Origin of the sequence: Massilia terrae (genome assembly GCF_024753145.1) — a bacterium.
Classification (GTDB): Bacteria; Pseudomonadota; Gammaproteobacteria; order Burkholderiales; family Burkholderiaceae_D; genus Telluria; species Telluria terrae.
In genome coordinates this window covers 637,468-663,007 of the sequence record NZ_JANUGU010000002.1, presented here as the reverse complement: position 1 = coordinate 663,007, position 25,540 = coordinate 637,468, and the positions used below count along the sequence as shown (strand labels likewise).

General features: G+C 68.0%; 23 protein-coding genes. 14 read left to right on the top strand and 9 right to left on the bottom strand.

Annotated elements, in window-relative coordinates; translation table 11 throughout:
• The first annotated feature begins 48 nt into the window (after positions 1–48).
• On the top strand, positions 49–546 hold the full coding sequence (locus tag NX778_RS10175; RefSeq protein WP_258811612.1) for an RNA polymerase sigma factor: 498 nt from the start codon (positions 49–51) through the stop codon (positions 544–546).
• Positions 543–1,283, top strand: coding sequence for an anti-sigma factor family protein (locus tag NX778_RS10170; RefSeq protein WP_258811611.1), 741 nt, complete (start codon positions 543–545; stop codon positions 1,281–1,283). The genes NX778_RS10175 and NX778_RS10170 overlap by 4 nt, the downstream gene beginning before the upstream one ends.
• A gap of 9 nt (positions 1,284–1,292) precedes the next feature.
• On the opposite strand, the gene NX778_RS10165 is transcribed toward NX778_RS10170, so the two are convergent.
• Positions 1,293–1,664, bottom strand: coding sequence for a DUF1801 domain-containing protein (locus tag NX778_RS10165; RefSeq protein WP_258811610.1), 372 nt, complete (start codon positions 1,662–1,664; stop codon positions 1,293–1,295).
• Positions 1,661–3,469, bottom strand: coding sequence for a DUF885 domain-containing protein (locus NX778_RS10160; RefSeq protein ID WP_258811609.1), 1,809 nt, complete (start codon positions 3,467–3,469; stop codon positions 1,661–1,663). Before NX778_RS10160 ends, NX778_RS10165 begins: the two co-directional genes overlap by 4 nt.
• A 102-nt stretch (positions 3,470–3,571) precedes the next feature.
• On the opposite strand from NX778_RS10160, the gene NX778_RS10155 reads away from it, so the two are divergent.
• From NX778_RS10155 to NX778_RS10140, 4 genes are all read left to right on the top strand, one after another.
• Positions 3,572–3,922 carry an ArsR/SmtB family transcription factor gene (locus NX778_RS10155; protein WP_258811608.1) on the top strand — a complete coding sequence of 117 codons (351 nt, stop codon included), beginning with the start codon at positions 3,572–3,574 and terminating at the stop codon, positions 3,920–3,922.
• The gene (locus tag NX778_RS10150; protein WP_258811607.1) at positions 3,912–4,853 is read left to right on the top strand and encodes an SRPBCC family protein; all 942 of its coding nucleotides are present in this window, start codon (positions 3,912–3,914) and stop codon (positions 4,851–4,853) included. Before NX778_RS10155 ends, NX778_RS10150 begins: the two co-directional genes overlap by 11 nt.
• A 114-nt stretch (positions 4,854–4,967) precedes the next feature.
• Positions 4,968–6,884: a bifunctional diguanylate cyclase/phosphodiesterase gene (locus NX778_RS10145; RefSeq protein WP_258811606.1), complete on the top strand. Its 1,917-nt coding sequence runs from the start codon at positions 4,968–4,970 to the stop codon at positions 6,882–6,884.
• 118 nt (positions 6,885–7,002) lie between these two features.
• Positions 7,003–7,452 carry a glycine zipper 2TM domain-containing protein gene (locus tag NX778_RS10140; protein ID WP_258811605.1) on the top strand — a complete coding sequence of 150 codons (450 nt, stop codon included), beginning with the start codon at positions 7,003–7,005 and terminating at the stop codon, positions 7,450–7,452.
• 67 nt (positions 7,453–7,519) lie between these two features.
• Here NX778_RS10140 and NX778_RS10135 read toward each other — a convergent pair whose 3' ends face one another.
• The gene (locus NX778_RS10135) at positions 7,520–9,796 is read right to left on the bottom strand and encodes a CHASE domain-containing protein (protein ID WP_258811604.1); all 2,277 of its coding nucleotides are present in this window, start codon (positions 9,794–9,796) and stop codon (positions 7,520–7,522) included.
• A 165-nt stretch (positions 9,797–9,961) separates the two neighbouring features.
• On the opposite strand from NX778_RS10135, the gene NX778_RS10130 reads away from it, so the two are divergent.
• The 8 genes from NX778_RS10130 to NX778_RS10095 all read left to right on the top strand — a co-directional run bounded on the left by NX778_RS10130 (position 9,962) and on the right by NX778_RS10095 (position 17,199).
• Positions 9,962–10,963 carry an ABC transporter substrate-binding protein gene (locus NX778_RS10130; protein WP_258811603.1) on the top strand — a complete coding sequence of 334 codons (1,002 nt, stop codon included), beginning with the start codon at positions 9,962–9,964 and terminating at the stop codon, positions 10,961–10,963.
• A gap of 2 nt (positions 10,964–10,965) precedes the next feature.
• Positions 10,966–11,547, top strand: coding sequence for an SCO family protein (locus tag NX778_RS10125; protein ID WP_258811602.1), 582 nt, complete (start codon positions 10,966–10,968; stop codon positions 11,545–11,547).
• Positions 11,544–12,005, top strand: coding sequence for a cupredoxin domain-containing protein (locus NX778_RS10120; RefSeq protein WP_258811601.1), 462 nt, complete (start codon positions 11,544–11,546; stop codon positions 12,003–12,005). Before NX778_RS10125 ends, NX778_RS10120 begins: the two co-directional genes overlap by 4 nt.
• Positions 12,002–12,751, top strand: coding sequence for an ABC transporter permease (locus NX778_RS10115; RefSeq protein WP_258811600.1), 750 nt, complete (start codon positions 12,002–12,004; stop codon positions 12,749–12,751). Before NX778_RS10120 ends, NX778_RS10115 begins: the two co-directional genes overlap by 4 nt.
• Positions 12,741–13,514 carry an ABC transporter ATP-binding protein gene (locus NX778_RS10110; RefSeq protein WP_258811599.1) on the top strand — a complete coding sequence of 258 codons (774 nt, stop codon included), beginning with the start codon at positions 12,741–12,743 and terminating at the stop codon, positions 13,512–13,514. Before NX778_RS10115 ends, NX778_RS10110 begins: the two co-directional genes overlap by 11 nt.
• A gap of 198 nt (positions 13,515–13,712) precedes the next feature.
• Entirely contained in the window at positions 13,713–14,330 is a 618-nt protein-coding gene (locus tag NX778_RS10105; protein ID WP_258811598.1) for an LON peptidase substrate-binding domain-containing protein, read from the top strand.
• Positions 14,331–14,502: 172 nt separating this feature from the next.
• Positions 14,503–15,216 (top strand): hypothetical protein, encoded by a 714-nt coding sequence (locus NX778_RS10100; protein ID WP_258811597.1) that lies wholly within the window; start codon positions 14,503–14,505, stop codon positions 15,214–15,216.
• A gap of 567 nt (positions 15,217–15,783) precedes the next feature.
• A complete protein-coding gene (locus NX778_RS10095; RefSeq protein ID WP_258811596.1) occupies positions 15,784–17,199 on the top strand; it encodes a DEAD/DEAH box helicase in 1,416 nt (471 codons plus the stop codon).
• A gap of 174 nt (positions 17,200–17,373) precedes the next feature.
• On the opposite strand, the gene NX778_RS10090 is transcribed toward NX778_RS10095, so the two are convergent.
• The 6 genes from NX778_RS10090 to NX778_RS10065 form a co-directional block, all read right to left on the bottom strand.
• Positions 17,374–19,056, bottom strand: coding sequence for a histidine kinase famiy protein (locus NX778_RS10090; RefSeq protein WP_258811595.1), 1,683 nt, complete (start codon positions 19,054–19,056; stop codon positions 17,374–17,376).
• Between the two features lie 97 nt (positions 19,057–19,153).
• Positions 19,154–21,241 (bottom strand): DUF7024 domain-containing protein, encoded by a 2,088-nt coding sequence (locus tag NX778_RS10085; protein ID WP_258811594.1) that lies wholly within the window; start codon positions 21,239–21,241, stop codon positions 19,154–19,156.
• Positions 21,238–21,615, bottom strand: coding sequence for a GtrA family protein (locus NX778_RS10080; RefSeq protein WP_258811593.1), 378 nt, complete (start codon positions 21,613–21,615; stop codon positions 21,238–21,240). The genes NX778_RS10085 and NX778_RS10080 overlap by 4 nt, the downstream gene beginning before the upstream one ends.
• Positions 21,608–22,588, bottom strand: coding sequence for a glycosyltransferase family 2 protein (locus NX778_RS10075; RefSeq protein WP_258811592.1), 981 nt, complete (start codon positions 22,586–22,588; stop codon positions 21,608–21,610). Before NX778_RS10075 ends, NX778_RS10080 begins: the two co-directional genes overlap by 8 nt.
• 60 nt (positions 22,589–22,648) lie before the next feature.
• Positions 22,649–24,139, bottom strand: a complete 1,491-nt coding sequence (locus tag NX778_RS10070; RefSeq protein WP_258811591.1) for a hypothetical protein — start codon at positions 24,137–24,139, stop codon at positions 22,649–22,651.
• The gene (locus tag NX778_RS10065; RefSeq protein ID WP_258811590.1) at positions 24,109–25,533 is read right to left on the bottom strand and encodes a UbiA family prenyltransferase; all 1,425 of its coding nucleotides are present in this window, start codon (positions 25,531–25,533) and stop codon (positions 24,109–24,111) included. Before NX778_RS10065 ends, NX778_RS10070 begins: the two co-directional genes overlap by 31 nt.
• Positions 25,534–25,540 lie beyond the last annotated feature (7 nt).

Below are 25,540 nucleotides of genomic sequence, written 5' to 3'. Positions count from 1 at the left end.
TGAGACGGGGAAGAAAATCCCTCGCTCGAACGTTCTACCTACAAGACCATGAGTTCCGTGCTTGAAAACGACATCGCCGCCCTGCTGCCGCGTTTGCGCCGCTTCGCGCGTTCGATCACCTTTCATCGCGAGGACGCCGACGACCTGGTGCAGGTCGCGGTGGAGCGCGCGCTCACCCGTTCCGAGCAGTGGGAAGCGGGCACGCGCCTGGACAGCTGGATGTTCAGGATCGTGAAGAACGCGTGGATCGACGAGGTGCGTTCGCGCACCCGCCGTGCCGAGCTGTTCGCGCCGGAAGAGGAGGGCGAGCACGTGGGCGACGACGCTGCCGAAGCGCACCAGCAGCGCATGGCGATCGAAAAGGCGATCAGCCTGCTGTCCGAGGACCACCGCATGGTTATCGGCCTGGTGCTGGTCGACGGGCTGCCTTACAAGGAGGCGGCGGAAGTGCTGGAAGTACCGATGGGGACACTGACCAGCAGGCTGGCGCGAGCGCGCGAGGCCCTGCAGGAGCTGCTGTCCGACCGAGCGAGGATGAAGGGATGAACATTTCTGACGATGTCTTGATGGCCTACGCCGACGGCGAGCTGGAAGCGCCGCAGCGCGCCGAGGTCGAGCAGGCGATGCGCGCCGACCCGAAGGTGGCCGCGGCGGTCGAGCGCCACCGCGCGCTGCGTGCCGACGTGTTCGCGGCCTTCGCCGGCGTGCTGGACGAGCCGGTGCCGGAGCGCCTGCAGCCGCGCGCCGCGAGCGCAACGAGCCACGTGCGCGTCGATGCGCTACAAGCCGCCGGCGCGCGTGCGTTGCCGGCGCGCTGGTCGTGGGCGCAGTGGGGCGGCATGGCGGCCTCGCTGGCGGTCGGCATCCTTGTCGGCGCGCTGGGCTGGCAGGGCGCGCACGGCGGCGGTTCGGAAGCCACGGTGGCGCGCGTGGATGGCGCGCTGGTAGCGCAAGGAGCCCTGGACAAGGCGCTGTCGCGGCAGCTCGCGAGCGAACAGGTGCAAGGCGCGGGAGTGAAGGTCGGCGTCAGCTTCCAGGCGAAGGACGGCGGCTACTGCCGCAGTTTCACCATGGGTTCTACCGGCGGGCTGGCCTGCCGCAGCGGCGGCGCGTGGCGGGTCCCGGTATTGGCCGAAGGCGAGAAGGAGGAAGGCGCGTATCGCCAGGCCGGCAGCGCGATGCCGCCGGCCGTGCTGGATGCGATCGACGGGCGTATCGCCGGCAGCACGCTGGATGCGGCTGCTGAACGCAGCGCGCGAGAACAGGGCTGGAAGCGCCGTTGAGGCGCTCCGTTATTTGGACTTTTTGGACGACGAGTTCAGCGCCGCAGCCGCGCGAATCAGGCCGGCGAACGCTTTCTCGTCGATCTGCGCGCCTTCCGGAAAATCGATCGCGCGCCGCACCTTGCCCTCAAGGCTGGAGTTGAACAGCCGCGCCGGATCCTCCACCGACGCGCCTTTCGGGAAGGTCAGCTTCACCGCCTTCTTGTAGGCCTCGCCGGTGCAGATGATGCCGTCGTGCGACCACACCGGCACCTCCCACTTCCACTCCTCGACGACCTCCGGCACGGCCTTGTGAATCAGCGCGCGGATCCGCGCGAGCGTCTGCCCGCGCCAGTCGCCCAGGTCTTCGATGCGCTTGTCGATCAGTTGGGAAGGCGTCATTTGGCGCTCGCGATCCACTTGTCGACCTGCTTTTCAAGGATCGGCAGCGGCAGCGTGCCATCGCCCAGCACCACCGCGTGGAATTTCTGGTAGCTGAACTTCGGCCCCAGCGCCTTCTGCGCCTTGGCGCGCAGCTCCAGGATCTTCAGCGCGCCGACCTTGTACGCCAGCGCCTGGCCCGGCCACACCATGTAGCGCTCGATCTGGTTGGTCGCGCGCGCCTGGCTGTAGCCCAGCTGGTCCATCGCATACTTGACCGCCTGCGCCTCGCTCCAGCCCTGCGCGTGCATGCCGGTGTCGACCACCAGGCGCACCGCGCGCAGCAGTTCGTCGTTCAGGTGGCCGAAGTAGGCGGCCGGATCGTCATAGAAGCCGAACTCGCGGCCCAGCGTCTCGCAGTACAGCGCCCAGCCTTCGCCGTACGCGGCGGCGCTCGGATGCTCGGTGAAGAAGCGCCGGAAGTCCGGCAGCGGCAGTTCCTTGAGCAGGGCCGCGTGCAGGTGGTGCCCCGGCACGCCTTCGTGCAGGAACAGGGTGGTCATGCCGACCGTGCTGTAATCCCGGGGATTATTCACTACCGCCCAGAACACGCCCGGATGCGAGCCGTCCGCCGCCACCGGCGTGTAGTGGTCCGATGCGGTTTCGCGGGTCAGCTCCGGTTCCAGCTGGATCTCGAGCTTCGCCTTCGGCAGCAGGCTGAAATAGGCCGGCAGCTTGGCCTGCACCGTCGCGTAGATCTTGCGGTAGGCGTCCAGCACCTGGGTGTCGGTGGTGAAGGGCTTGAACTTGTCCTGCTTCTCGACCCACTCGGCAAAACCATTGGCCGGGCCGCTGTAGCCCAGCTTCGGCGCCAACCCGGCCATCTGCTGCTGGATGCGCGCGACTTCCTTCAGGCCAAGCTGGTGGATCTCGCCTGGGGTCAGCGGCAGGTTGGTGTTGTTCTTGATGCGCGCCATGTACCACGCGGCGCCGTTCGGCAGGGCGCCGTAACCGGCGGTCTCGCGCGCGGCGCGCATGTAGTCGGTCTCGATGAACTGGCACAGGCGGTCCAGCGCCGGCCCGATGCGCTCCACGGCCTGGCGGTAGGCCGCTGCCAGCTGCTGCTTTTCCTTGTCCGGGAAGGAAGCAGGCATGTTCTTCACCGGCGTGTAGAAGATGCTGGCTTCCGGCGAGGCTGCGCGCAGCGCCTGGAACTGCGGCAGCATCTTGGCCACGATCGCCTTCGGCTGCACCACGCCGGCGCGGATCCCTTCCTTCATGTTGACGATGGCCTGGTCGATCCAGCCCGGCAGTTGGTTCAGGCGGCTCAGGTAGGCGCGGTACTGGGCCGGCGTGTTGAGCGGCTGCGAGCCGGTGCCGCTGGCGTAGTTGGCCAGGGTGCTGGGCACGTTGTCGAACTGGTTCAGCGGCAGCAGGTGCTCGGGGAAGCGCTCCAGGTCGAGCTGGGCGTTGATTTCGAATTCCAGGATCTCGTAGTCCAGCCGCGCCTTTTCCGGGAGCGTGGTGCGGTCGACCAGGTGCAGCTTGCGCAGCAGGTCGTGGTAGAGCGCGAAGGTCTGCGCCCGTACCACCGGCGAAATCGCCATCCCGAGCTGGTCGTCGTAGCGGCTGTCGCCGTTGGCGGTGGCGTACAGCAGCGGGTCGAATTTGGCGCGCGCCACGTAGAAGGCGTCGCCGATGCGGTCGACCTGGCGCGAGGCCTGGGTCGAGCTGCCGGCAGCGAGGACGGGGGCGGCGCACAGCGCGCCAGTCACGAGCGCGGCCGCGAGGGCGGTGGCGCGCAGCAGGGGAAAAGTGCGGGACATCCGGGCATCCTTGATGTTGAGTTTGCAAAGGATACAACAGTCCACCCGCGATTTAATACTAAACTACTTGCTTAACTAATTCAGGCTGCTATACTTAAGCCCATGCTTAACCATCAAGACCCACTCGACCTGGCGTTCCAGGCTTTGGCGGACGGCACCCGCCGCACGATGCTCGAACGGCTGGCCGCCGGCCCCGTCTCGGTCAGCGCGCTGGCGCAGCCGCTGCAGATGTCGCTGCCCGCCGTGATGCAGCACCTGTCCGTGCTGGAGCACGCGGGCCTGGTGCGCTCGGAAAAAATGGGGCGCGTGCGCACCTGCCGTATCGAGCCGGCCGGCCTGTCGCTGGCCGAACAGTGGATCAATGCGCGGCGCGCGGAGTGGGAAGACCGCTTCGACCGCCTCGGAGACTTCCTGAATAACCTTAACGATCAAGGAGAAGGCAATGGCAAATGACACCGTAGCGATCCGGCAGCACCACCTCAATGTATCCCGCGTCTTCGCGGCCCCGCGCGAGCAGGTGTTCGCGGCCTGGAGTTCGGCGGAACACGTGAAGCTGTGGTTCTGCCCGCGCATGTTCACCGTGCCCGACGCGAAGGTCGAATTCCGCGTCGGCGGCGCTTTCGAGGTGTGCATGCGCGCCCCGGACGGCTCGGACCACTGGACCCGCGGCCACTTCACCGAGATCATCCCGAACACCCGTCTCGCGCTCGAAATGGGCGTGGCCGACGCCGACGGCGACATGCTGTTCACGGCCAGCACCGTGGTCGACTTCGAGAACGACTGCGGCGGCACCCGCATGAGCGTCGAGCAGCACTACCTGCTGCTGCAGCCGGCCGCCGAGATGATGGTCAAGGGCGCACAGCAGGGCTGGGCCGAGACGCTGGACAACCTGGGCCGCGCGCTGTCGTACCAGGCCGAGCAATCCGCCGCCGCGCGCAACATCGTGCACGGCAGTTTCCGCATCGAGCGCCACTTCAATGCGCCGCGCGAGCGCGTCTGGCAGGCCTTCGCCGACCGCGCCGCCAAGGACAAGTGGTTCTCGGGCGGGAAGGGCTACACCTCGATCAAGCGCGAGATGGACGTGCGCCCCGGCGGCCGCGAGATCGCGCAGGGACGCTGGGACAGCGGCATGGTCTCGTCCTTCGACGCCGTGTATTTCGACGTGCTGCCGAACGAGCGCCTGGTGTACAGCTACGAGATGCATCTCGATGAGCGCAAGATCTCGGTGTCGCTGGCCACCATCGAATTGCGCGGCGACGGCGCCACCACCACCGTGGTGGTCAACGAGCACGGCGCCTTCCTCGATGGCTACGACGACGCCGGCTCGCGCGAGCGCGGCACCCGTTCCCTGCTCGACGCGATCGCCGCCTCGCTCGAACACTGACGGCGGGGCGGGCTGCGCGCCCCGGCCATCGACTGTAGGTAAGGCATGGTGCGAAACAGGCGGGCGATGTTATTATCGCTGCATCGCTTGCCAGAGTGAGACCAGCACCGCTCCATGCCCTTGTTTACGTCGCCACGCTTGCGCGCCGCCATCGACTTCGCGGCCTATTTCCGCCGCGGCGTGCTGGTGCGCCTTGTCGTGTTCATGGCACTGGTGCTGCCGATCGTCTGGGGCGGCACCACCTTCGAACGCGTCCAGCTCGCACATATCGCCCAGCGCGAGAGCGGCCGCGAGCTGCAGAACCTGGCGCACGCCTTCGCCGAGGAGGTCAACGCCACCGTCAGCACCATCGACATGTCGCTGCTGCACCTGCGCACGCACTGGGGCGGCAACCGGGCCGAATTCGCGCAGATGGTCGAGCGCCTGAACCGTGAGCTGCATGGCCGCGTGATCCTGGCGATCTCGGTGGCCGACGCCGACGGCCGCCTCGCTTTCACCACGGTCGACGTCAAGCCCGGCATGGACCTGCGCGACCGCGACTTCGTCCGCTACCACCACGAAGGCCATGGCGACACGCTGTTCGTCAGCTATCCGCAGTTCGCGCCGATCGCCGGCGAATGGCTGGTGCAGTTCAGCCGGCCGATGCTGGACGCGCAGGGCCGCCTGCAGGGCGTGATCATCGCCTCGGTCGAGCCTTCCTACTTCAAGCGCTTCTACCACGCCATCGATCTCGGTCCTTCCACCTCGGTCGCGCTGGTGCGGCGCGATGGCCGCATCATCACGCGCACCTCGCGCCTGCCCGGCGGCGGCGAGGCGATGGGCGAGCTGCTCCAAGGCCTGCCCTACGACGGCGCGCACCCCACCGATGCCACTTCCGGCATGTTCAGCCGCATGAGCCGGCTCGACGGCATCGACCGCAATTACGCCTGGCGCGACTTGCCGGACTATCCGCTGGTGGTGACGGTCGGCCAGTCGGTGGCGGACGCCGGCGCGCGCTACACCAAGCAGGAGACCATGCTGATCCGGAAGGCGATCGTGGCCTCGGTGCTGCTCACGCTGCTCGGCTGGATTGCGATCGCTGCCCTCGACAACCGCCGCCGTGTGGCCGAGGCGCTGGCGACGGCGGAGGCGCGCTGGAAGCTGGCGCTGAGCGCGTCCGGCGACGGCGTGTGGGACTGCGACCTGGTCACCGGCATGGCGACGCTGTCGCCGCGCGCCCAGGACATCCTCGACAGCGACGAGCCCTGCATCCGACTCGACGCCACCGGCCTGCAGGAGCTGGTGCACCCGGAAGACATGGCGCGCGTGCGCTACGCGCTGGCCGAGCACTTCGCCGGCCGCGCCCAGGATTACGCCGCCGAGCACCGCATCCGCCGCCGCAACGGCGAGTGGACCTGGGTGCTGGCGCGCGGCACGGTGGCCGAGCGCGACGAGGAGGGCCGCCCGCTGCGCATGGTCGGCACCTTCGCCGACATCGGCCTGCGCAAGACCAGGGAGGCGCACATGCGCCACCAGGCCACCCACGACGCGCTGACCGGGCTGCCGAACCGCATACTGCTGGCCGACCGCCTGCGCCAGGCCGTGCGCATCGCCCAGCGCGAGAAGACGCGGCTGGCGGTGCTGTTCTTCGACCTCGACAAGTTCAAGCCGGTCAACGACAGCTACGGCCATGCGGTGGGCGATGCGCTGCTGGTGGCGGTGGGCCAGCGCGTGGCGTCCTGCCTGCGCGAGTCGGACACGCTGGCGCGCGTGGGCGGCGACGAATTCGTGGTGCTGCTGCCGCGCTGCGCCAACATGGAGGACGCGCGCACGGTGGGCGAGAACATCCTGTCCCAGCTGAACCGGCCGTTCACGGTCGAGCAGCACGTGCTGCAGATCTCGGGCAGCATCGGCTGCGCGATGTTCCCCGATCATGGCCTCGACGGCGAAAGCCTGCTGCGCGGCGCCGACCGCGCCATGTACGAGGCCAAGAACCATGGCCGCAACCGGGTCAGGGTCGCGCGGCGCCCGGCGCGCCACATACCGCTGTGAGCTTGAAGGCTTACTGAACAGTTACATCCGCTTGCAACTGAAACCTTTTTTGGTCTTTCCGAGTTGCACTTGGCCAAGTAATCTGTGGCCATCTCATCATTGCAACCAGGAGCACACCATGAACGCACACCTCTTCTCCAGCGCACGCAAGGGCCTGGCCGCAGGCGCCCTCGGCCTCGCATTCCTCTCCAGCCCGATGGGCGCGCAGGCGGCCCCGCACAAGGTCGAATGCCAGAGCTGCGGCGTGGTGGTGTCGAGCCACAGCTATGAGCGCGCGGCGGAACACGGCAGCGGCCTGGGCATCGCGACCGGCGCGCTGGTGGGCGGCTTCCTCGGCAACCGCGTGGGCGGCGGCAATGGCCGCAAGCTGGCGACGGTGGCCGGTGCGGTGGGCGGCGGCTATGCCGGCAACCAGATCGAAAAGAACGCGCGCTCGCGCACGGTGACCGAGACCAAGGTGCGCATGGATAACGGTGCTGTGCGCCATGTCACGGAAGAGGGGGCGCATCGCTACTACAACGGCGAGCACGTGCGCGTGGAGCGCAATGGTCTGGTGCCGCTGCGTTAAGCGCTAACGGTACCCGCGGAAAATGGGGTTCCCGCGCAGGCGGGAGCCCCATTTTGCGTGCAGATCCCTACCGCCCCGGCGTCATTACCCCCTCCGCAATCTCCCGCAAACACCGCGGCAGGTAGATGCTCACCGTCGTCCCCCGCCCGACCTCGCTCGCGAGCTGGATATGCCCGCCGCTCTGTTTCACGAAGCCGTGCGCCATCGATAGCCCCAGCCCGGTTCCCTTGCCCTCCGGCTTGGTGGTGAAGAAGGGCTCGAACGCGCGCTCCATCACCTCCGGCGCCATGCCGCGGCCTGTATCGGACACCGTCGCCAGCACATACTGCCCCGGCGCCATCTCCGGATCCGGCAGCGCATCACCGTCGAGGTCCGCGTTGGACAGCGCGATCGTGATGCTGCCCCGTCCCTCGATCGCGTCGCGTGCGTTGATCACCAAATTCAGCAGCACGTTTTCCAGCTGGTTCGGATCGACCAGCGTGTTCCACAGGCCCGGCTGCACGGTGTGGCGTAGCTCCACGCCTTCGCCGGCGGCGCGGTGCAGCAGGCTGTCCATCCGCTCGATCAGCCGCGCGGTATCGACCACCTGCGGATGCAGCGGCTGGCGCCGTGCAAAGGCCAGCAGCTGCGCCGACAGCTTCGATCCGCGCTCCACCGCGTCGAGGATGCTCTGCAGCCGCTGCTGCTGCTTGTTCGGCGAGCGCAGCACCAGCTGCACGTTGGCGCTGATGATGTGCAGCAGGTTGTTGAAGTCGTGCGCGACCCCGCCGGTGAGCTTGCCCACCGCCTCCAGCTTCTGCGCGCGCTGCAGCGCCTCGCGCGTTTCGTCCAGCCGCTGCTGGCGCTGGCGCTCGCGTTCCTCGGCCTCCTTGCGCGGCGTGATGTCGCGCACGAAGGCGCTGGCGCCGTAGCCGTCCGGCGTCGGTAGCGCCGCCACCGCCACCTCGACCTGCACCAGGCTGCCGTCGTTGCGTTGCGCCGTGACCTCGGTCGGCGCCGACATCACCGGCCCGCTGCCGCAGTTGGCGAAGCGGCGAAAGCCGCGCACATGGCGTTCGCGCTGGTCCGGCGGCACCAGCAGGTCGCTGATCGGGCGGCCCAGCGCCTCGCGCTCGGTCCAGCCGAACAGCTGGGTGGCCTTGATGTTCCAGTCGGTGATGCGGCCCTTGGCGTCGCTCGCGACAAAGGCGTCGTAGGCGTTCTGCAGGATCACGCGCATGCGGCGCTGCTCGGCCTCGATGCGGATGTACGACTGGCGCAGCTCCAGCGTCATCTTCTCGGCCAGCTTGAGCGCGCGCCCGCGTTCGCTGGCGAGCAGCCATACCACCACGCCCAGCAGGAAGCCGACGCCGATGCCCGTCAGGCCGATCACCAGCGGCCGCACGGTGTCGCGCTGCGCCTCCAGCGCCGGGGTCGAGCTGAACACCACCGTCCACGGCCGCCCGCGCATCTCGATCACGTCGGTCCGCTGGAACATCGGCCGCCGCCCGGGCGCGGTGCCGGGTGACAGGTAGAGCAGGTCTTCGGCGCCGGGCTGGGCGCCGTCGTAGATGCGCAGTTCGACCTCGCCCGAATGCTCGCCCAGCAGGCCGCGCATCAGGTCGTTCATGCGAAACGGCGAATAGACCCAGCCGAAGATCGCGGCGCGGCGCTGCTCCACGGTCTGCGCCGGCAGGCCGGCGCGGTACACCGGCAGGTACATCAGCACGCCTGGCTTGTTGTCCCAGCCGCTCTCCTGCACCAGCACCACCTTGCCGGTGACGGCCGCCTGGCCGGTGTCGCGCGCGGCTTCCATCGCGGCGCGCCGCACCGGCTCGCTGAACATGTCGAAGCCGAAGGCGCGCAGGTTGCGGCCATTGAACGGCTCGATATGGGTGACCGAGGTGTAGACCGGGCGCGGGCCGGGCGGGTGCACCGTGTAGCTGGCATAGCCCTCGCGCCGCACGGCCTGCTCATGGCGCTCCAGCTGTCCCGGCGGGATGATCGACGCGATGCCGAGCGCCTCGATGCCGGGAAAGCTCTCGTCCAGCCGCAGCACCGAGAAGTAGTCGGCGAATTCCTTGCGGCTGATGTTCACCGAGCCGCGCAGGTAGCCCTGCACGCCGCGCAGCACTTCCTCGTACACTGCCATGCGCCGCACCAGGGCCAGGTGGGCGTCGCGGGACCGGTACTCGAAGGTGTTCTGCAGGTTGGCCTGGGCGACGTGGCGCGCGCTGTTGTAGGCGCCCAGCGTCAGCAGCGCGGTGATGGCGAAGGCCAGCGCCGCCAGCAGCAGCGGGGTGAGGCCGGTGCCGGGCGACGGCATGCGGCGGCGAGGTGCGCTTGGACGGGGTGGTCTCTGCATGAGTAAGCGGTCTGGACGAGCGTTGTCATCCCGTGGCCCAGGCAGGGATGTCGGCAATGTGTTTAGGATACGCATCTAAACGCCGCGAAGGCGCACGGCATGTGACCGGAAATGACTATTGCGGTGATACAATCCTTTGGCTCAGATCACCGCCGGAAGCCCCTGATGATTGCCACGCCCCGCATCGCCACACGACGCCGCCAGCTGCTGCGGGCCGCCGCCGCGCTGCCGCTGGCGGGCCTGGCGCCGGCCTGGGCCCAGCCGGAAAAACTGGTGATCGGCGGCCTGCCGGTGACTTGCAACCTGACCCTGCCGGTCGCCTGCGAGGCCGCGGGCCGCAACGGCCGTTTCGCGTTCAGTAAATACGGCGGCTGGGCCGAGCTGAAGGAATCGCTGATGACCGGCCGCATCCAGGCCGCCTACATGCTGGCGCCGCTGGTGATGGACCTGGCCGACAGCCGCATTCCGCTCAAGATCGTCTCGCTCGGCCACCGCTCCGGCGCCGTGATCATGGTGCGCACCGATGCGCCGATCCGGCGCTTCTCCGACCTCAAGGGACGGCGCGTGGCGATCCCGAGCCGTTTCGCGGTCGACTACATCTTCCTGCGCAAGATGCTGGCGCGCGAAGGCATGAACGTGCGCGACATCGAGATCATCGAGATGGCGCCGCCCGACATGCCGGCCGCGCTGTACGCCAAGGCGGTGGACGCCTACTGCACCGGCGAGCCGTTCGGCGCCGCGGCCCAGAACGCCGGCTACGCGCGCCCGCTGGCGCTCACGCGCGACGAGTGGCGCAACTACATCTGCTGCGTGCTGACCGTGCGCGAAGACCTGATCCGCAACCAGCCGGGCCTGGTGCAGGAGCTGGTCAACTACGTGCAGGCGTCCGGCCACTGGCTCGACGCCGCCCCCGCCAACCGCGAGAAGGCGGTGCAGATCGCCTCGCGCCGCGACTACTTCAACCAGGACCCGAAGATCATCCGCTTCGTGATGAACAACCCGGCCGACCGCGTCACTTACGGCGACCTGCGCATGATCCGCGCCGAGTTCGAGGACCTGATGCAGCTGTCGCTGCAGGCCGGGACGCTGCGCCGCCCGGTGGCCTACGAACGCTACGTCGACGAGCGCTTCGTGCGCGCCATCTCGCCAGTCCCGATCACGCTGTAATCATGCGAAAACACTGCATATCGTTTTTACTGTTTGCGCTGCTCGCCGGCCAGGCGCTGGCCGCGCCGCAACTCAAGGCCGGCGTGTTCGAGCCGCCGCGCGCGGCGCCGGCGCTGGCGCTGGTCGCCGGATCCGGGCAGCAGTTCAAGCTCGACGAATACCGCGGCAAGGTGGTGCTGCTGGCCTTCGGCTACACCCACTGCGAGGCGGTGTGCCCGGTGACGCTGGCGATGCTGGCCCAGGCCATGCAGCAGCTCGGCCCGGACGCGGCGCGGGTGCAGGTGGTGTTCGCCAGCGTCGACCCCGAACGCGACGATCCCGCCCGCATGGGCGCCTGGGTGCGCCAGTTCGACCAGCGCTTCGCGGGCCTGACCGGCGGCCGCCAGCAGGTCGACGCGGTGCTGCAGGCCTACGGCATCACCGTGCAGAAGCACCCGATGGGCGCCAATGGCTACGTGCTGTCGCACTCGTCCTATATCTACTACATCGACCGCAAGGGCATGCTGCGCGCGCTGCTGCCCTTCGGCCGGCCGGCCGCCGACGTGGTGCACGACGTGCGGGCCTTGCTCAAGGAGCCTGCATGATCCATGTCTTGCCGCGCCGCTGGTGGCCGCATGCCGCGCTGGCGGCGGCGCTGCTGCTTGCGCTGCTGTGGGGCGCCTTCGCCCCGCTGCGCTACGCCAGCCGCGACCAGCTGTTCGAGATCCCGAGCGGCACCTACGACCGCCGCATGCATGGTGAGCAGATCGAGATTCTGCCGGCGCTGGTCACGCTGACGATGGGCGTGCAGGACGTGCTCCTGCTGCGCAACCGCGACCGCGTGCCGCAGGTGTTCGGCCCGGTGCTGGTGATGCCGGGCCAGGATTTCCGCCTGCCGTTCGAGCAGGCCGGCGACTACCAGTTCAACTGCAGCGCCCACGCCAGCGGCCAGATGACGGTGCGCGTGGTGGCCGAGCCGGTGCCGGGCTGGGACCGGCTGCGCTGGCGCACGCAGAAGCTGGTGCACGACCTGCACTACCTGCCGCTGGTGGGGCCGGCATGAGGCGCGCGCTCCCCGCCCTCGTGCTGATCGCGCTGGTGGTCGCCATCTGGTGGGCCTCCGTGGCGCTGTCGGGCAGCGTGATCTTCCCCGATCCGGCGCGCGTGGTGGCCGGCATGTGGAAGCTGGCGCTGGACGGCAGCCTGTGGCGCCACATCACGGCCTCGCTGCTGCGCGTGGCCACCGGCTTCCTGCTGGCCGCGGTGATCGCGCTGCCGCTGGGCCTGTGGATGGGCCGCGTGCCGGCCGTGTGGCGCGCGCTCAATCCGCTGTTCCAGATCCTGCGGCCGATTTCGCCGATCGCCTGGATCCCGCTCACCATCCTGTGGTTCGGCGTGGGCGACGCCTCGCCGGTGTTCCTCATCTTCCTGGCCTCGGTGTTCCCGATGATCGTGCAGACCTCCGCCGGCGTGCAGGCGATCGAGCGGCGCTACTTGGACGCCGCCGCCAACTTCGGCGTGCCGCGCTCGGTGCTGCTGCGCCAGGTGATCGTGCCGGCCGTGCTGCCCGAGGTGGTGGTGGGCATGCGCATCGGCCTGGGCATCGCCTGGCTGGTGGTGGTGGCGGCCGAAATGATCGCGCCGCGCTCCGGCCTGGGCTACCTGATCATCGACGCCCGCAACGCCGGCAACCGCTACGACCTGGTGGTGGCCGGGATGATCGTGATCGGCCTGATCGGCCTCCTGCTCGACTGGCTGATGCGCCAGCTCGAGCGCTTACCCGCGGTGAGGTGGCGCTATGTCCGCTAAGATCGTGCTGGACAAAGTCACGCGCCGGTTCGACACCGGCCGCGCCTCGCTGGACGTGTTGGGTGGCGTCAGCCTGGAAGTGGAGGACGGCGAGTTCGTCGCCATCGTCGGCCCGTCCGGCGCCGGCAAGTCGACCCTGATGAAAATCGTTTCCGGCTTCGACAAGCCGAGCAGCGGGGCGGTGCTGGTGGACGGCCAGCCGCTGGCGAAGCCGGGGCCGAAAGGCGTGGTGATCTCGCAGCACGGCTCAGTGTTCCCGTGGCTGACGGTGCGCGAGAACCTGATGTTCGGCCTGACCGCGCTGCCGGCCGACGAGCGCGCGCGCACCGCCGACCATTACGCGGCGCTGGTCGGGCTGGAAGGCTTCGAGCACAGCTACCCGCGCGAACTGTCGGGCGGGATGGTCAAGCGGGTCGAGATCGCGCGGGCGCTGGCGGTCAAGCCCGAGATCCTTTATATGGACGAGCCGTTCTCGGCGCTCGACGCGCTGATGAACCTGAAGATGCGCAACGAGCTGCTGCGCATCCTGGCGGTCGAGCGGCACACGGTGGTGCTGATCACGCACGACGTCGAGGAAGCGCTGTACCTGGCCGACCGGGTGCTGGTGCTGTCGCCGCGCCCGGCCACGATCCAGGCCACCTTCGAAATCCACGAGCCGCATCCGCGCCGGCTGTCGACGCCAGTGCTGCAGCAGATGAAGGACACCATCCTGGCGGAGCTGGGCGTGACCGAAGAGCCGCATGAGCTCAGGCAGATGGCGTAAATACAATTAGCGTCCCGTCGGCCCCGCGCAGGCGGGGACCCATGGACACGCTGATGGGTCGAAAAGTGGCCGCCAGTCCGCACGCTCACCATGGGTGCCCGCCGGCGCGGGGCGACGACGGTGGTGTCGGGAATTTCGCCTCAATCCACCCCCGCAATCGTGCTTCGCCCGGCGCCCCGATTCTGTCATGATGAAGCCATGGCCACGTTTTCGCTTCCCCTGTTCCCGCTCAGTACGGTGTTGTTCCCAGACGGCGTGCTGCCGCTGCAGATTTTCGAGGTGCGCTATCTCGACATGATCAGCCGCTGCCTGACCGAGGACACCGACTTCGGCGTGGTCCTGCTCACCCACGGGCACGAGGTGCGCACGGCGCAGGCGCACGAGCGCTTTGTCGCTTCCGGCACGCTGGCCTCGGTGCACGACACCACCGCCTCCGCGCCCGGCCTGCTGCAGGTGGTGTGCCGCGGCGGCGCCCGTTTCGACGTGCTGTCGGCCGAGCGCCGCGCCAGCGGCTTGTGGATGGGCGAGGTCGAACTGATCGAGGACGACCACGAAGTGCGCATCCCGTCCGACCTGCGCGGCGCCGCCGACGCCCTGGACCGCGTGCTGGCCTCGCTGCACGATGTCCCCCAACACCGCTGGCCGATCCAGCCGCCGTTCAAACTGGACGATTGCGGCTGGGTGGCCAACCGCTGGTGCGAGCTGCTGCCGCTGCCGAACCAGCAAAAGCACAACATGCTCATGCTCGACAATCCGGTGATCAGGCTGGAGCTGCTGCATGATGTGCTGGACGAACATGGCCTGATCACCTCGTGAACGGCGCCGCCGCACGCAAGCGTTGCGTGCACGCGTCTCGCCGGGCACACGCTAGCCTGGCTGGCGGCATGGGACCTTCCGCCGGTGCTAAGATGAGCTGTCGGACCGGCTTGCCGCAAGGCCGCCAGCGATGGCACCGCGTCGCCGGGCCCGACGGAGCGAGGACCGGATCATGAATTATTCCGATGAAGTACTGATGGCGTACGCACGCGGCCAGCTCGACCAGCCGCTGCGCGCCGAGGTGGAACGGGCGATGCGGGCCGATCCGGCGCTCGCGGCGCGGGTGGCGCGGCATCGGGCCGTACGGGCGCGCGCTTACCAGACCTACGGCGCCATCCTCAACGACGATCCGGCGCCGCCGCCGCGCGTGCCGACCAACGGCAAGGTGGTGCAGCTGGACGCGGTGCGCGCCGCGCGCCAGCAGGCGGCCCAGCCGCCGCCGGGCAAGCGGCGCTGGTCATGGCGCCAGTGGGCGGTGCTGGCCGCGGCGCTGGCGATCGGCGCCTTCGAGGGCGTGTTCGCGTACAGCCTGATGCAGGGCGAATCCGGCCTGGCGGCGGTCGAGCCGAAGGGCGGGGCGCTGGTGGCGCAGGGCAACCTGGCCCAGGCGCTGGCGCGGCAACTGTCGGGCAGCGAGGGCAATGTGCTGATCGGCCAGAGTTTCCTGGCGAAGGACGGCAGCTATTGCCGCAGCTTCGTGATGGGCGGCGCCGGCGGACTGGCGTGCAAGACCGGCGAGCGCTGGCATATCGCGGTGCTGGCCGAGACCACGCAGGCGGGCGGCATGCCGCGCACCGTCAACGACGAGATTACCCAGCGAATTGCAGGTGCGCCGCTGGATGAGGCGGGCGAAAGGGCGGCGCTGGCGCGGGGCTGGAAGTTGTAGGCTGGGCGTTTCCTTTTGCCAATGAATTAGCACGTCGTCCCGGCGCAGGCCGGGACCCATAGACCGCGTGCTTACTGAACCGATTGAAAAAAACCACTTTTGGCACGTCGTCCCCGCGCAGGCGGGGACCCATAGATACTTTGCGTCATCGAAAAGTTGGCCCCGGCCCTGCAAATTCAGCATGGGTCCGCGCCTGCCCGGGGACGACGGTTTAGAGGTGGTGGATAAAACCACGCCGCGTGGCGTCAAACCCAGCATGGGTCCCGGCCTTCGCCGGGAGTCGTTCCCGGCAGTGCCGGGAACGACGGCGCTCTGCTGTATTTACGCTGCGACGATCGCCTTGCTTTCACCGCAGAGCCAAACCAAGCGCCAAATCACGAATCCATATACACTGTCAAGGATTTAGGGTATCGTTTAGGGCGCTGAAAAGTGCATCTACGTCCGCACGCCGTCCAGCCGGCGGCCCATCCCTGTCCATCCCGGAATTCCCCGCGTTGGCCCGTCCTGACAGGCCTCGCCGCCCAGGCGCGGCCGTAGAGCAGATCGATTTAATGCCCGAAAAACAATATGTCTGATACACCGAACAATAATGAGCAAGTGCGCTTCGCCGATTTCGGCCTCGCACCGGAAATCCTGCGCGCGCTCACGGACCAGGGCTATGTCCACCCGACCCCGATCCAGGCCCAGGCCATCCCCATCGTCCTGCAAGGGCGCGATGTCATGGGCGCGGCCCAGACCGGCACCGGCAAGACCGCCGGCTTCTCGCTGCCCATCATCCAGCTGCTGCTGGCGCACGCCAGCACCAGCATGTCGCCGGCGCGCCACCCGGTGCGCGCCCTGATCCTGACCCCGACCCGCGAACTGGCGGTGCAGGTGGCCGACAACGTCAAGGCCTACGCCGCGCACACCGCGCTGCGCTCCACCGTCGTGTTCGGTGGCATGGACATGAAGCCGCAGACCGAAACCCTGCGCCGCGGCGTCGAAGTCGTCATCGCCACCCCGGGCCGCCTGCTCGACCACGTCGAACAGAAGAACATCAGCCTGGCCCAGGTGCAGATGCTGGTCATGGACGAAGCCGACCGCATGCTGGACATGGGCTTCCTGCCCGACCTGCAGCGCATCATCAACCTGCTGCCGAAGAAGCGCCAGAACCTGATGTTCTCGGCCACCTTCTCGCCGGAAATCAAAAAGCTGGCGGGCAGTTTCCTCACCGATCCGGTCACCATCGAAGTGGCGCGCAGCAACGCTACCGCCGACAAGGTCACCCAGGTGGTGTACAAGGTGCCGGAAGAGCAGAAGCGCGACGTGGTGGAATTCCTGATCCGCTCGCGCGAGCTCAAGCAGGTGATCATTTTCTCGAACACCAAGATCGGCGCCTCGCGCCTGTCGCGCTCGCTGGAGCAGGCCGGCATCAAGGCCTCCGCGATCCACGGCGACAAGACCCAGCAGGAACGCATGGCCGCGCTGGACGCGTTCAAGAAGGGCGAGATCGAGGTGCTGGTGGCGACCGACGTCGCCGCGCGCGGCCTGGACATTTCGGATCTGCCGTGCGTCATTAACTACGACCTGCCGTACAACGCCGAGGACTACGTTCACCGCATTGGCCGCACGGGCCGCGCGGGTGCGTCGGGCGATGCGATTTCGGTGTTTTCGGACAAGGACGAGCGCCTGCTGGCCGACATCGAAAAGCTGATCAAGCAGACCGTCACCCGTGCCGAACTGGCCGGCTTCGCGCCGTCGTCGCGCGGCTTCGGCCGGGAGCGTCCGGCACGCCGCAGCGGCGAGAGCGAGGCGCGGCCGGAGCGTTCGCCGCGTCCGTCGAGCCCGCCGCCGCGCCGGGAGAAGGTGGATCCGTGGTTCCTCAAGCCCTACGAGCCGTCGGTGGCGCCGCGCAAGGAAGCCGTCAATACCGTGGCGACCGGAGGGGCGTCGAAGCCGAAACCCAAGGTGGCGGCGTTGCTGGGTGGGTTGCCGAAGCAGTAAGTTCCTCAGCGTTCGCACAAATCGAACTCATCCCACTAATTTCAGCACGTCATCCCGGCGAAGGCCGGGATCCATGCTGAGCCAACTGGCCTGCGGCGCGTCATGTCGACGACGCACGGGGTCTATGGGTCCCGGCCTTCGCCGGGACGACGGTGTCAAAGATGGGTGGTGTCCTCAGGCCCTCTGTCCTAGCGCCTGCCTGATCCGCCCCAGCAAGTCCGAGTGCTTGTACGGCTTCGCCAGCACATCCAGCCGTTCGCCCGGCCTGTCCTTGGCCGGCAGCTCGTCCATGTAGCCCGTGGTCAACAGCACCGGCAAGCCCGGCCGCTGTTTCCTCACCCGTTCCGCCAGCTGCAGCCCGTTCATCCCGCCCGGCATGATGACGTCGGTGAACAGCAGGTCCACGTCCGGATGCTGCTCCAGCATCGCCAGCGCGCTTTCGCCGCTGGCCGCGCCCAGCACCCTGAAGCCCGACAGCCCGAGCACTTTCACCGCCAGGTCGCGCACATCCTCATTGTCCTCGACCACCAGGATGCAGTGCTGCTCGCCGTCCGAAGCGGACTGCTCCGGCGGCTCCGGCTGTCCGGCGTCGGCGTCCGGGCTTGCAACCGGAAAGATCAACCGTACCTGCGTGCCCTGGCCCGGCGTGCTGTCGATCTCCAGCTTGCCGCTCGATTGCTGCACGAAGCCATGCACCATCGCCAGGCCCAGCCCCGTGCCCGGTCCTTTCGTCGTGAAGAACGGTTCGGTGGCGCGACGCAGCACCTCGGGCGGCATGCCGTGCCCGGTATCGCTCACGCAGACCTGCACGTATTGGCCCGGCGGCAGCGCGTGCGCCTCAACATCTTCCGTCTTCGCCAGTTCCGCCGTCGACACCGTCACTTCGCCGCCATCGTCCATCGCGTCGCGCGCGTTGATCAGCACATTGAGCAAGGCCATTTCGAGGTGGGTCGGGTCGAGCCTGCACGGGGGCAGTCCGGGATGCAGGTCGAGGCGCAATTCGACCCTGTCGCCCAGCGTCTTGACCAGCAGCTCGGAAAATTCCACCACCAGCGTGTTCAGGTTGATGCGGCGCGGCTCCAGCCTTTGCTTGCGCGCGAAGGTCAGCAATTGCTCGGTCAGTTTGGCGGCCCGGGTGCACGCCTGCTGTGCGCGCAGGATCGGCGCGATTGCCGCATGTTCGCCGGAGATCGACTTCATCGTCAGCTCCAGGTTGCCGCTGATGACCTGGAGCAGGTTGTTGAAGTCGTGGGCCATGCCCGCCGTCAGCTGGCCGATCGCTTCCATCTTCTGCGCCTGCATCATCGACGCCTGCGACACGTGGCGCTCCGTGATGTCCATTTGCGAGGCAAAAAAATAGAGCAGCTTGCCGTTCTGGTCGAAGATCGGGCCGATGAACAGGGCATTCCAGAACGGCCGCCCGTCAGCCTTGTAGTTCAGCACGTCAACCGCGACCGCGCGCTGCTCCTCGACCGCCTTGCGCACTTCGTCGATCGCGCGACGGTCCGTGTCCGGTCCCTGCAGCATGCGGCAGTTGCGGCCGATCAGCTGGTCCTCGCGGTAGCCGGTCAGGTCGAGGAAGGCGCGGTTGGTGAACACGATCGGGTTGTCGTGCTGGTTGGGATCGGTGACGACCATCGGCATGCGCGTCATCTCGACCGCGGCGAAGAAGATGTTGCCGCGCTCGTTCAGGCCTGCCTCGTCGATGAAGCTGGCCTGCCAGTGCTGCATGCCGGGGTTGCCGAGCGGGTTGAAGGAATTGCCGTCCAGTTCACCTGACGCGGGCACGCCGCTGCTCTGGCCGCCGGCGCTGTCGTCCAGCGGCTTGCTCAGGTTCTCTTCCTTCTCCGCGCCCATTACCATCGGCTCCACCTCGCGCTGTCGATCAGAGGCTACAGCCTAGCGGCGCGGTTGCGGCGCCACCGTTCGCGCGCGCACCGAACGCGCGCCGGTGTCAGCGGGCGTCGGTGGCGATTTCGATTTCGGCCAGCGCGATGCCGAGCAGGCGGTGGTCGCCCGGCACGCCCGGCGCCGATGGCGCGACCGGATGCGGCACGTCGATGACCAGGGTGCGCTGCTGGCCATCGGTATCGAGCCACAGGCCGATTTCCTGCATGCTCGGTCCCATGATGAATTGCGTGGTGAGCGCGCCCACGTGCAGCGTGAACGGCTGGGTGGCATTGTCGCCGTAGGACATGCCCTTGAGGATCAGGAAGGCGTGCGGCGGCAATGGCTCGGCCAGGTGCAGCACCACCTGCTTGCCGTAGGACCAGCGGCCCCAGTGCTCGATGTAGGACAGGCCCTCGGCGGATGCGATCGCGCCCTTGCCGAGCGGCTCGGCCAGCAGGACGCGCGCCAGCACCTTGCGCTGCGCGGACAGCTTGTACAAGGCGTAGTCGGCGGTCGCTTCCACCGGCGTGTGGCCCGGCGGCAGCGGATGGTGGCCGATGACCAGGAACCATTTGCCGCGCGGCGGGATCTGGTAGGGCTGCACCGGCTGGTCCTTCTGCACCTGCACCGAGGTGCTGTCCTTGTCGTCGACGTGGAACTGGGTGCGCATGATTTCCTGGTCGTCGATGGCGGCCACCGTCAGCAGCTTGCGCTCCGCCGGCGGCACGATACGGTGCGCGGCGCGGCCGCCGCGGTCGGCGGACCAGGACGGGATCAGCTGCGCCAGATAGTCGCGGTTGGACTGGTAGCCATTGAACAGGAACCAGGGCATGGCCGCCAGCAGGAACAGGGGAGCGGCAAGGCTGGGGCCGAATCCCCACAGCGCGAGCAGCACCAGCCCGGCCGCGGCCAGGATCTGTCCGGCCAGCTGGTCCGGCGGCAAGCCGGCGATTTCCGGGCCGTCCACCATGCTGAGCGAATACTGCGGCAGGTTGAAGTAGCCGACCACGACGATGGCCGCGACGAGCAGCGCCACCGTGCCCCGCAAGGCCCTCGGCCCGCCGCGCTGCGCCTGGCCCGCGGCCGCCGCAGCCACCGCGAGCAGCAGCGGGAATACGAAGGAGTAATAGCGCACGTGCAGGCGGATCATTTCGAGCGGCCCGAAATGCGCGATCGAGGCGGTGTACATCACCGTCATGCCGAGGGCGGCGCCCAGCATCAGCAGGCTGTACAGCTGCAGCCGCGTGACGGCGGCGCCGGCCGCTTCGCGCGCCGCGCGGCTCGGCAGGGTGGACAGGATGATGGCCAGCGGCAGCCCGAACAGCAGCGCGAGCACTTCCAGATGGCCGCGCGCATTGACGAGCGCGGGGCCGAGCAGCGCCGCCAGCGAGTGGTCCTGGCCGGCCGTTCCGCCATAGAACGTGCCGAACAGGGTGAGCCCGGCCTTGCCCGCAAACACCCAGGCGAGGCCGAATTTGACGCCGAAGGTGGCGCCCACCGCCAGTACGCAGGACAGCAGCGCATCGCGCAGCCAGTGCGCGCCGCCTTGCACGTATGCCAGCCAGCAAAGGTAGAGCAGCAGCGCCGGCACCAGGAACAGCGCGTGCACCTTCACCAGGCTCATCAGGCCGAGCACGATGCCCAGCGCCAGACCATGCGCCGCGCGGTTCCAGGCGCTGCGGTTCAGCGCGAGCCAGCTCAGCACGCAGAAGCCGAAGTAGTAGGTCGACTCCGGCATGAACATCGCCGTGTATAAATTGAGCGGCGCCATCAGCGACAGCGCAAGTACCACGCAGGACCAGACGCGGCCGGCCACCCGGCGTGTGATCGCGTACAGGAAGGGTGCGGCGCCAATCCAGAAGCCGACGTTGCCGATGCGGACGCAGTCGAGGAAGCCGTCGCCGCAGGCATTGGTGGCGCGGAAGATCCACAGGTAAAGCCAGGACGGCAGCACCGAATCGGCCAGCGGCTGCAGGCGTGACATCTTGCTGTAGTACCACTCGTCGGCGAACAGCACCGGATTCAGGCCGAGGTTACGCGCCAGCAGGTACCAGCCCACCAGCAGCATCGTGGCCACTACGATGGCCGGCGCGAGGCGGGACGAGATGGCGGCGCCGTCGCGGTCCACGCGAGAAGGAGCGAAACGCATCATTTGAAGATCCAGAATTTGCCGAGCGCAAAACCGTTGAGGGCAACCAGGGGCAGCGACACGATCTTGCCGAGCAGGGGCGCGGCGCCCAGTTGCACGGCGAGGGCGACGCAGCACAGGGTCAAGCCGTAGTTCATGCCCACCAGGCACATGTAGCGCACGAAATTGACCGGGGACGCCTCCGTCTCGAAGGTGATCCGGCTGTGGAAGGCGTAATTGACCAGCAGGCCGGCGCCGAAGCCGGCCGTTGCGGCGCCGGCGTAGTGGGCGCCGCCGGCAATCAGCAATTGCATCAGGCCGATGTCGACCAGCGCGCTCAGCACACCGCCGGCGACGAACACGGCGAACTGGCGCCGGTGGGCGAGCAGTCTACGCATGGCGCTTGGAGAAGGAAATCTTGCGGTGCAGCGGACGCCGCGGCACCGCCGCGATGTCGTAGGCGAGGAAGGCCAGCACCAGTTGCACGCCCATGATCAGCGGCAGCGCCGCCACCATCACGGTGCCGGCCGGCGTGGCCACGCCGTGGCGCGCCGATTCGATCCAGTGCGTGGCGCCGTAGACGATGCCGAACAGCAGCAACAGCACGCCCAGCGGCAGCTCGATCGAGGCCAGCGACATATTGCGCAGGTAGTAGTTGTAGAACAGGCGCTTGAAAAAATTGCGCAGGTGCTTGGCCGCGAACTCGGTGACCACCTTCGAAATCTTCAGGTTGCTCACCTCGTCGGCGTAGACCGCATCCATCGGCACGTCCACCACCACCGCGCCCAGCGTGTTCAGGCGGAACAGCATGTCGCTCTCGAAGAAATAGCGGCGGCTGATTTTGTCGAAGGGCAGGAAGCGCGCGGCGTCGGCGTGGATGGCGGTGTAGCCATTGGTCGGGTCGAACACGTCCCAGTAGCCGGACGACAGCTTGGTCATGAAGGACAGCATGGCGTTGCCGAACAGGCGCATCGGCGGCATCGCGCGGATGCGTTCCAGGTTGAAGAAGCGGTTGCCCTTGGTGTAGTCGGCCTCGCCGGCCAGGATCGGCGCGATGAAGCCGGGGATGAGGGCAGTGTTCATCTGCCCGTCGCCATCGATCTTGACGATGATGCGGGCGCCGTCGTCCATCGCGGCGCGGTAGCCGGTGAGCACGGCGCCGCCCACGCCCTGGTTCTTCTCATGCTCGATTACCCGCACGCGCGGGTCGCCGCAGTGCGCGCGCACATGGGCGCCCGATTTGTCCGGGCAGCAGTCGTCGACCACGTAGATGTGGCTGACTTCCGCGCCGATGCCCGCGATCACATCCAGGATGTGGCGCGTGACCTTGTAGCTCGGAATGACGACAGCGATCTGATCGGGTGCGTGCATAGGGCTTGAATGGAAGAGCAAGGTGGGATGTTAGCCGATGAGTTTGTGCATGTCCAAACCTCAGCGCACGCAAGGCAGCGGTGCCTCAACATAGGCCCAGCCGCGCTCGCTGGGGACGATGGTGCTGCCGGCCAGATTCATGCCGGGTCCGCACAGCTGTTGTCCCGCGTTCGGATTGCCGGTGTTTAGCAGCGCTTTGAGCGGCCGGCCGGCGGCATCGCGCAGCATGTACACCTGCTCCGGCTCGATGTAGTTGTCGTTGTGGCCGGCGCGCTCGGCAAAGATTTCCGGTTCCGGATGGTAGCTGGCCGCTGCGTGGTCGAGCACCCAGCGCGCGAGCGGGCTGAATTCGATGTACTCGTAGCTGGAGGCGTGCGCCATCGCGCCGGCCTGCACTAGCACCACTGCGGCCGCCATCGGCAGCGGCCAGCGGCCAAGCTGGCGCAGGAGCAGCAGGAAGGCGAACAGGACAGGCATCGCGGCCCAGAACGCGTAGCGCATGATGCCGGCCGCCGCCGAGTTCCAGTTCAGCACGGCCAGCGCGGGCAGGGCCAGGGCCAGCGTGAACAGCAGGCACAGCGCCGCCACCGCTGCCGCTGCGCGCTGGCGTAGGGAGAAGAGCAGCGCCGCCAGCACGGCCGGGATGCCGAGAATCATGCCCTGGTTCAGGTCGAAGTAGAAGGACTGCAGCCGCACGATGCCGATGAGCCTGGAATCGGAGAACAATTGGGCGATCGGGTTCAGTGCGCCGAACTGAACCAGGTTGAACAGCGGCGGGATGGCGGCCACGGCGATGCCTGCCGCCAGTCCAAGGAAATGGCGGCGGGTGAGCCGCGACCCGGCCGCGACCGCCATCAGCGGCGCGAACACGAAGAAGAATACGATGGTCGGATTTTGCTGCGCGGCCAGGCCCGCCAGCAGTGCGCCGGCGACCGGGGCGCCGCTGCAGAACAGCAGCAGGCCGGACAGGAGCGCGGCCGCGCCCACGCATTCCGGGCTGCTCCAGGTCCAGTACAGCCAGCCGCCGCACAGCATGAACAGCGTCACGCCGGCCAGCGCCCTGGCGCCGGATCCGAAGAAGTGCCGCAGCGCCAGGCCCAGCACGAACACGAAGGCGAGATTGACGACCTGGAAGGCCTTGAACGGCGGCAGTCCCGCGCGCTGCAGCATGGCGAAGGGCAGGGCGGCCATCATCGGGTAGCCGAAGAAATGGATCGGATACACCTTGCCGTTGGCGCCGCGGATAAAGGCGGGGAACACTTTCGGCCTGTTGGCCAGCATGTCGGTTTCCAGCAGCTCGTAGCCGCCGGCAAGGCTGGGCGCCAGCTGCCTGGCGCGCGCGATGTCGTCGAGCGTGATGTCGGGCGTGCCGTGGGTAGCGATGGCCAGGGTGTCGAGCGTGTATTCGAGGCGGTCGCCGGACAGGCTGACCGGCTTCCACGCGATCAGCGCCGCCAGCAGCAGCGCCAGCGCCAGCGGGAAGCGCCAGCCGGCCAGCCAGCGGTCGACCCGCCCGCTGGTCACGCGGCGGCCGCCGCCAGCGCGGCGCACAGCACCAGCACCACCAGGCTGGCCTTGTCGTGGCTCACGTACAGCACCGGGTCCTCGTTCACCTGGCCGCGGAATCCGAGCACCCACAGCCGGCCGAGCCAGAACACCATCAGCGGCACGATCCCCAGCAGCCAGTCGGGATGGCGGTACAGCTGCACCACGTTGTGCGAGTTGAAGTACAGGAGGAACACCAGCACCGAGATGAAGGCCGCGTTGACGCCCATGATGCCGACCGGGATCCGGTCCGCCGTCGTGTAGCCACGCCCGCGCGTCTTTTCCTTGCCGTCGCGGTGCAGGTTGAACAGTTCGCTGTGGCGCTTGAGCAGGGCCAGGCTCAGGAACAGGAAGAAGGAGAACGCGAGCAGCCAGAACGACGGCTCGATGGCGGTCGCCGCGCTGCCGCCCAGCACGCGCAGGCTGTACAGGATCGCCAGCGTCACGATGTCGATCATCACCAGCCGCTTGAGCACCAGCGAGTAGGCCAGCGTGGTGACGTAGTAGACGCCGAGCGGCAGCAGCAGGAGTGGCTTGACGGCGGCGCAGGCGGCCAGCCCGGCCAGCGCGAGCAGCGGGCTGGCAAACAGCGCGACCGGCAGCGGCAGGGCGCCGCTTGCGATCGGGCGTTTGTGCTTGGTGCGGTGCAGGCGGTCGTCCTGCGCGTCCAGCGTATCGTTGAGCAGGTAGGCGCTGGAGGCGCAGGCACAGAAGGCGGCGAAGGCCAGCGCCGATTCCAGCAGCACGTCGATGCGCAGCGCGTGCCCGGCCAGCATCGGTACGAACACCAGCACGTTCTTGAGCCACTGGCGCGGGCGCATCGCCTTGAGCAGGGCGGCGGCGACGCTGGCGTGCGGACGGCCGGCGTGCGTGGTGCTGCGGCCATCGCGCAGCGTGAAGCACTTCCCGGCCACGCAGAAGGCATGGCGGCTGCGCAGCCACACCGGCAGGTCGGCGCGAGCGTTGCCGATGTAGTCGTAGCCACGCTCGCCGTACAGCGCGACCAGGCGCTCGGCCTTGTTGTGCGAGGTCAGGTTGACGTCCTCGGTGGCCAGCACCATGTCGAACAGCCCGGTGTGTTCCGCCACCTGTTCGGCCAGGCGGCGCTGGGCCCCGGTGGCGAGCACGATGCTACGGCCGGCTTCGCGCTCGCGCCGCACCAGTTCCAGCACCTGCGCATCGTAGGGCAGGGCGGCCGGGTCGATCTCGACTTCGCGCGCGACGCGCTCCTTGAAGCCGGCCTTGCCGAGGAAGAGCCAGAACGGCAGCAGCCAGGCGCGCAGCACGTGCTTGCGCAGGAATTGGGCCAGCGTCTCCCACAGCAGGTCGGAGCGGATCAGGGTGCCGTCGAGGTCGACGACCAGCGGCAGCGCGGCGGCGATGTTTTGTTCTTGGTGCATGGTGTGT

Coding starts and splice junctions, on each gene's coding strand:
- NX778_RS10095 (WP_258811596.1), top strand. CDS start 15,784: ATGTCTGATACACCGAACAATAATGAGCAAGTGCGCTTCGCCGATTTC.
- NX778_RS10165 (WP_258811610.1), bottom strand. CDS start 1,664: ATGACGCCTTCCCAACTGATCGACAAGCGCATCGAAGACCTGGGCGAC.
- NX778_RS10110 (WP_258811599.1), top strand. CDS start 12,741: ATGTCCGCTAAGATCGTGCTGGACAAAGTCACGCGCCGGTTCGACACC.
- NX778_RS10175 (WP_258811612.1), top strand. CDS start 49: ATGAGTTCCGTGCTTGAAAACGACATCGCCGCCCTGCTGCCGCGTTTG.
- NX778_RS10120 (WP_258811601.1), top strand. CDS start 11,544: ATGATCCATGTCTTGCCGCGCCGCTGGTGGCCGCATGCCGCGCTGGCG.
- NX778_RS10170 (WP_258811611.1), top strand. CDS start 543: ATGAACATTTCTGACGATGTCTTGATGGCCTACGCCGACGGCGAGCTG.
- NX778_RS10085 (WP_258811594.1), bottom strand. CDS start 21,241: ATGATGCGTTTCGCTCCTTCTCGCGTGGACCGCGACGGCGCCGCCATC.
- NX778_RS10130 (WP_258811603.1), top strand. CDS start 9,962: ATGATTGCCACGCCCCGCATCGCCACACGACGCCGCCAGCTGCTGCGG.
- NX778_RS10105 (WP_258811598.1), top strand. CDS start 13,713: ATGGCCACGTTTTCGCTTCCCCTGTTCCCGCTCAGTACGGTGTTGTTC.
- NX778_RS10145 (WP_258811606.1), top strand. CDS start 4,968: ATGCCCTTGTTTACGTCGCCACGCTTGCGCGCCGCCATCGACTTCGCG.
- NX778_RS10080 (WP_258811593.1), bottom strand. CDS start 21,615: ATGCGTAGACTGCTCGCCCACCGGCGCCAGTTCGCCGTGTTCGTCGCC.
- NX778_RS10115 (WP_258811600.1), top strand. CDS start 12,002: ATGAGGCGCGCGCTCCCCGCCCTCGTGCTGATCGCGCTGGTGGTCGCC.
- NX778_RS10140 (WP_258811605.1), top strand. CDS start 7,003: ATGAACGCACACCTCTTCTCCAGCGCACGCAAGGGCCTGGCCGCAGGC.
- NX778_RS10155 (WP_258811608.1), top strand. CDS start 3,572: ATGCTTAACCATCAAGACCCACTCGACCTGGCGTTCCAGGCTTTGGCG.
- NX778_RS10160 (WP_258811609.1), bottom strand. CDS start 3,469: ATGTCCCGCACTTTTCCCCTGCTGCGCGCCACCGCCCTCGCGGCCGCG.
- NX778_RS10065 (WP_258811590.1), bottom strand. CDS start 25,533: ATGCACCAAGAACAAAACATCGCCGCCGCGCTGCCGCTGGTCGTCGAC.
- NX778_RS10090 (WP_258811595.1), bottom strand. CDS start 19,056: ATGGGCGCGGAGAAGGAAGAGAACCTGAGCAAGCCGCTGGACGACAGC.
- NX778_RS10135 (WP_258811604.1), bottom strand. CDS start 9,796: ATGCAGAGACCACCCCGTCCAAGCGCACCTCGCCGCCGCATGCCGTCG.
- NX778_RS10150 (WP_258811607.1), top strand. CDS start 3,912: ATGGCAAATGACACCGTAGCGATCCGGCAGCACCACCTCAATGTATCC.
- NX778_RS10075 (WP_258811592.1), bottom strand. CDS start 22,588: ATGCACGCACCCGATCAGATCGCTGTCGTCATTCCGAGCTACAAGGTC.
- NX778_RS10100 (WP_258811597.1), top strand. CDS start 14,503: ATGAATTATTCCGATGAAGTACTGATGGCGTACGCACGCGGCCAGCTC.
- NX778_RS10125 (WP_258811602.1), top strand. CDS start 10,966: ATGCGAAAACACTGCATATCGTTTTTACTGTTTGCGCTGCTCGCCGGC.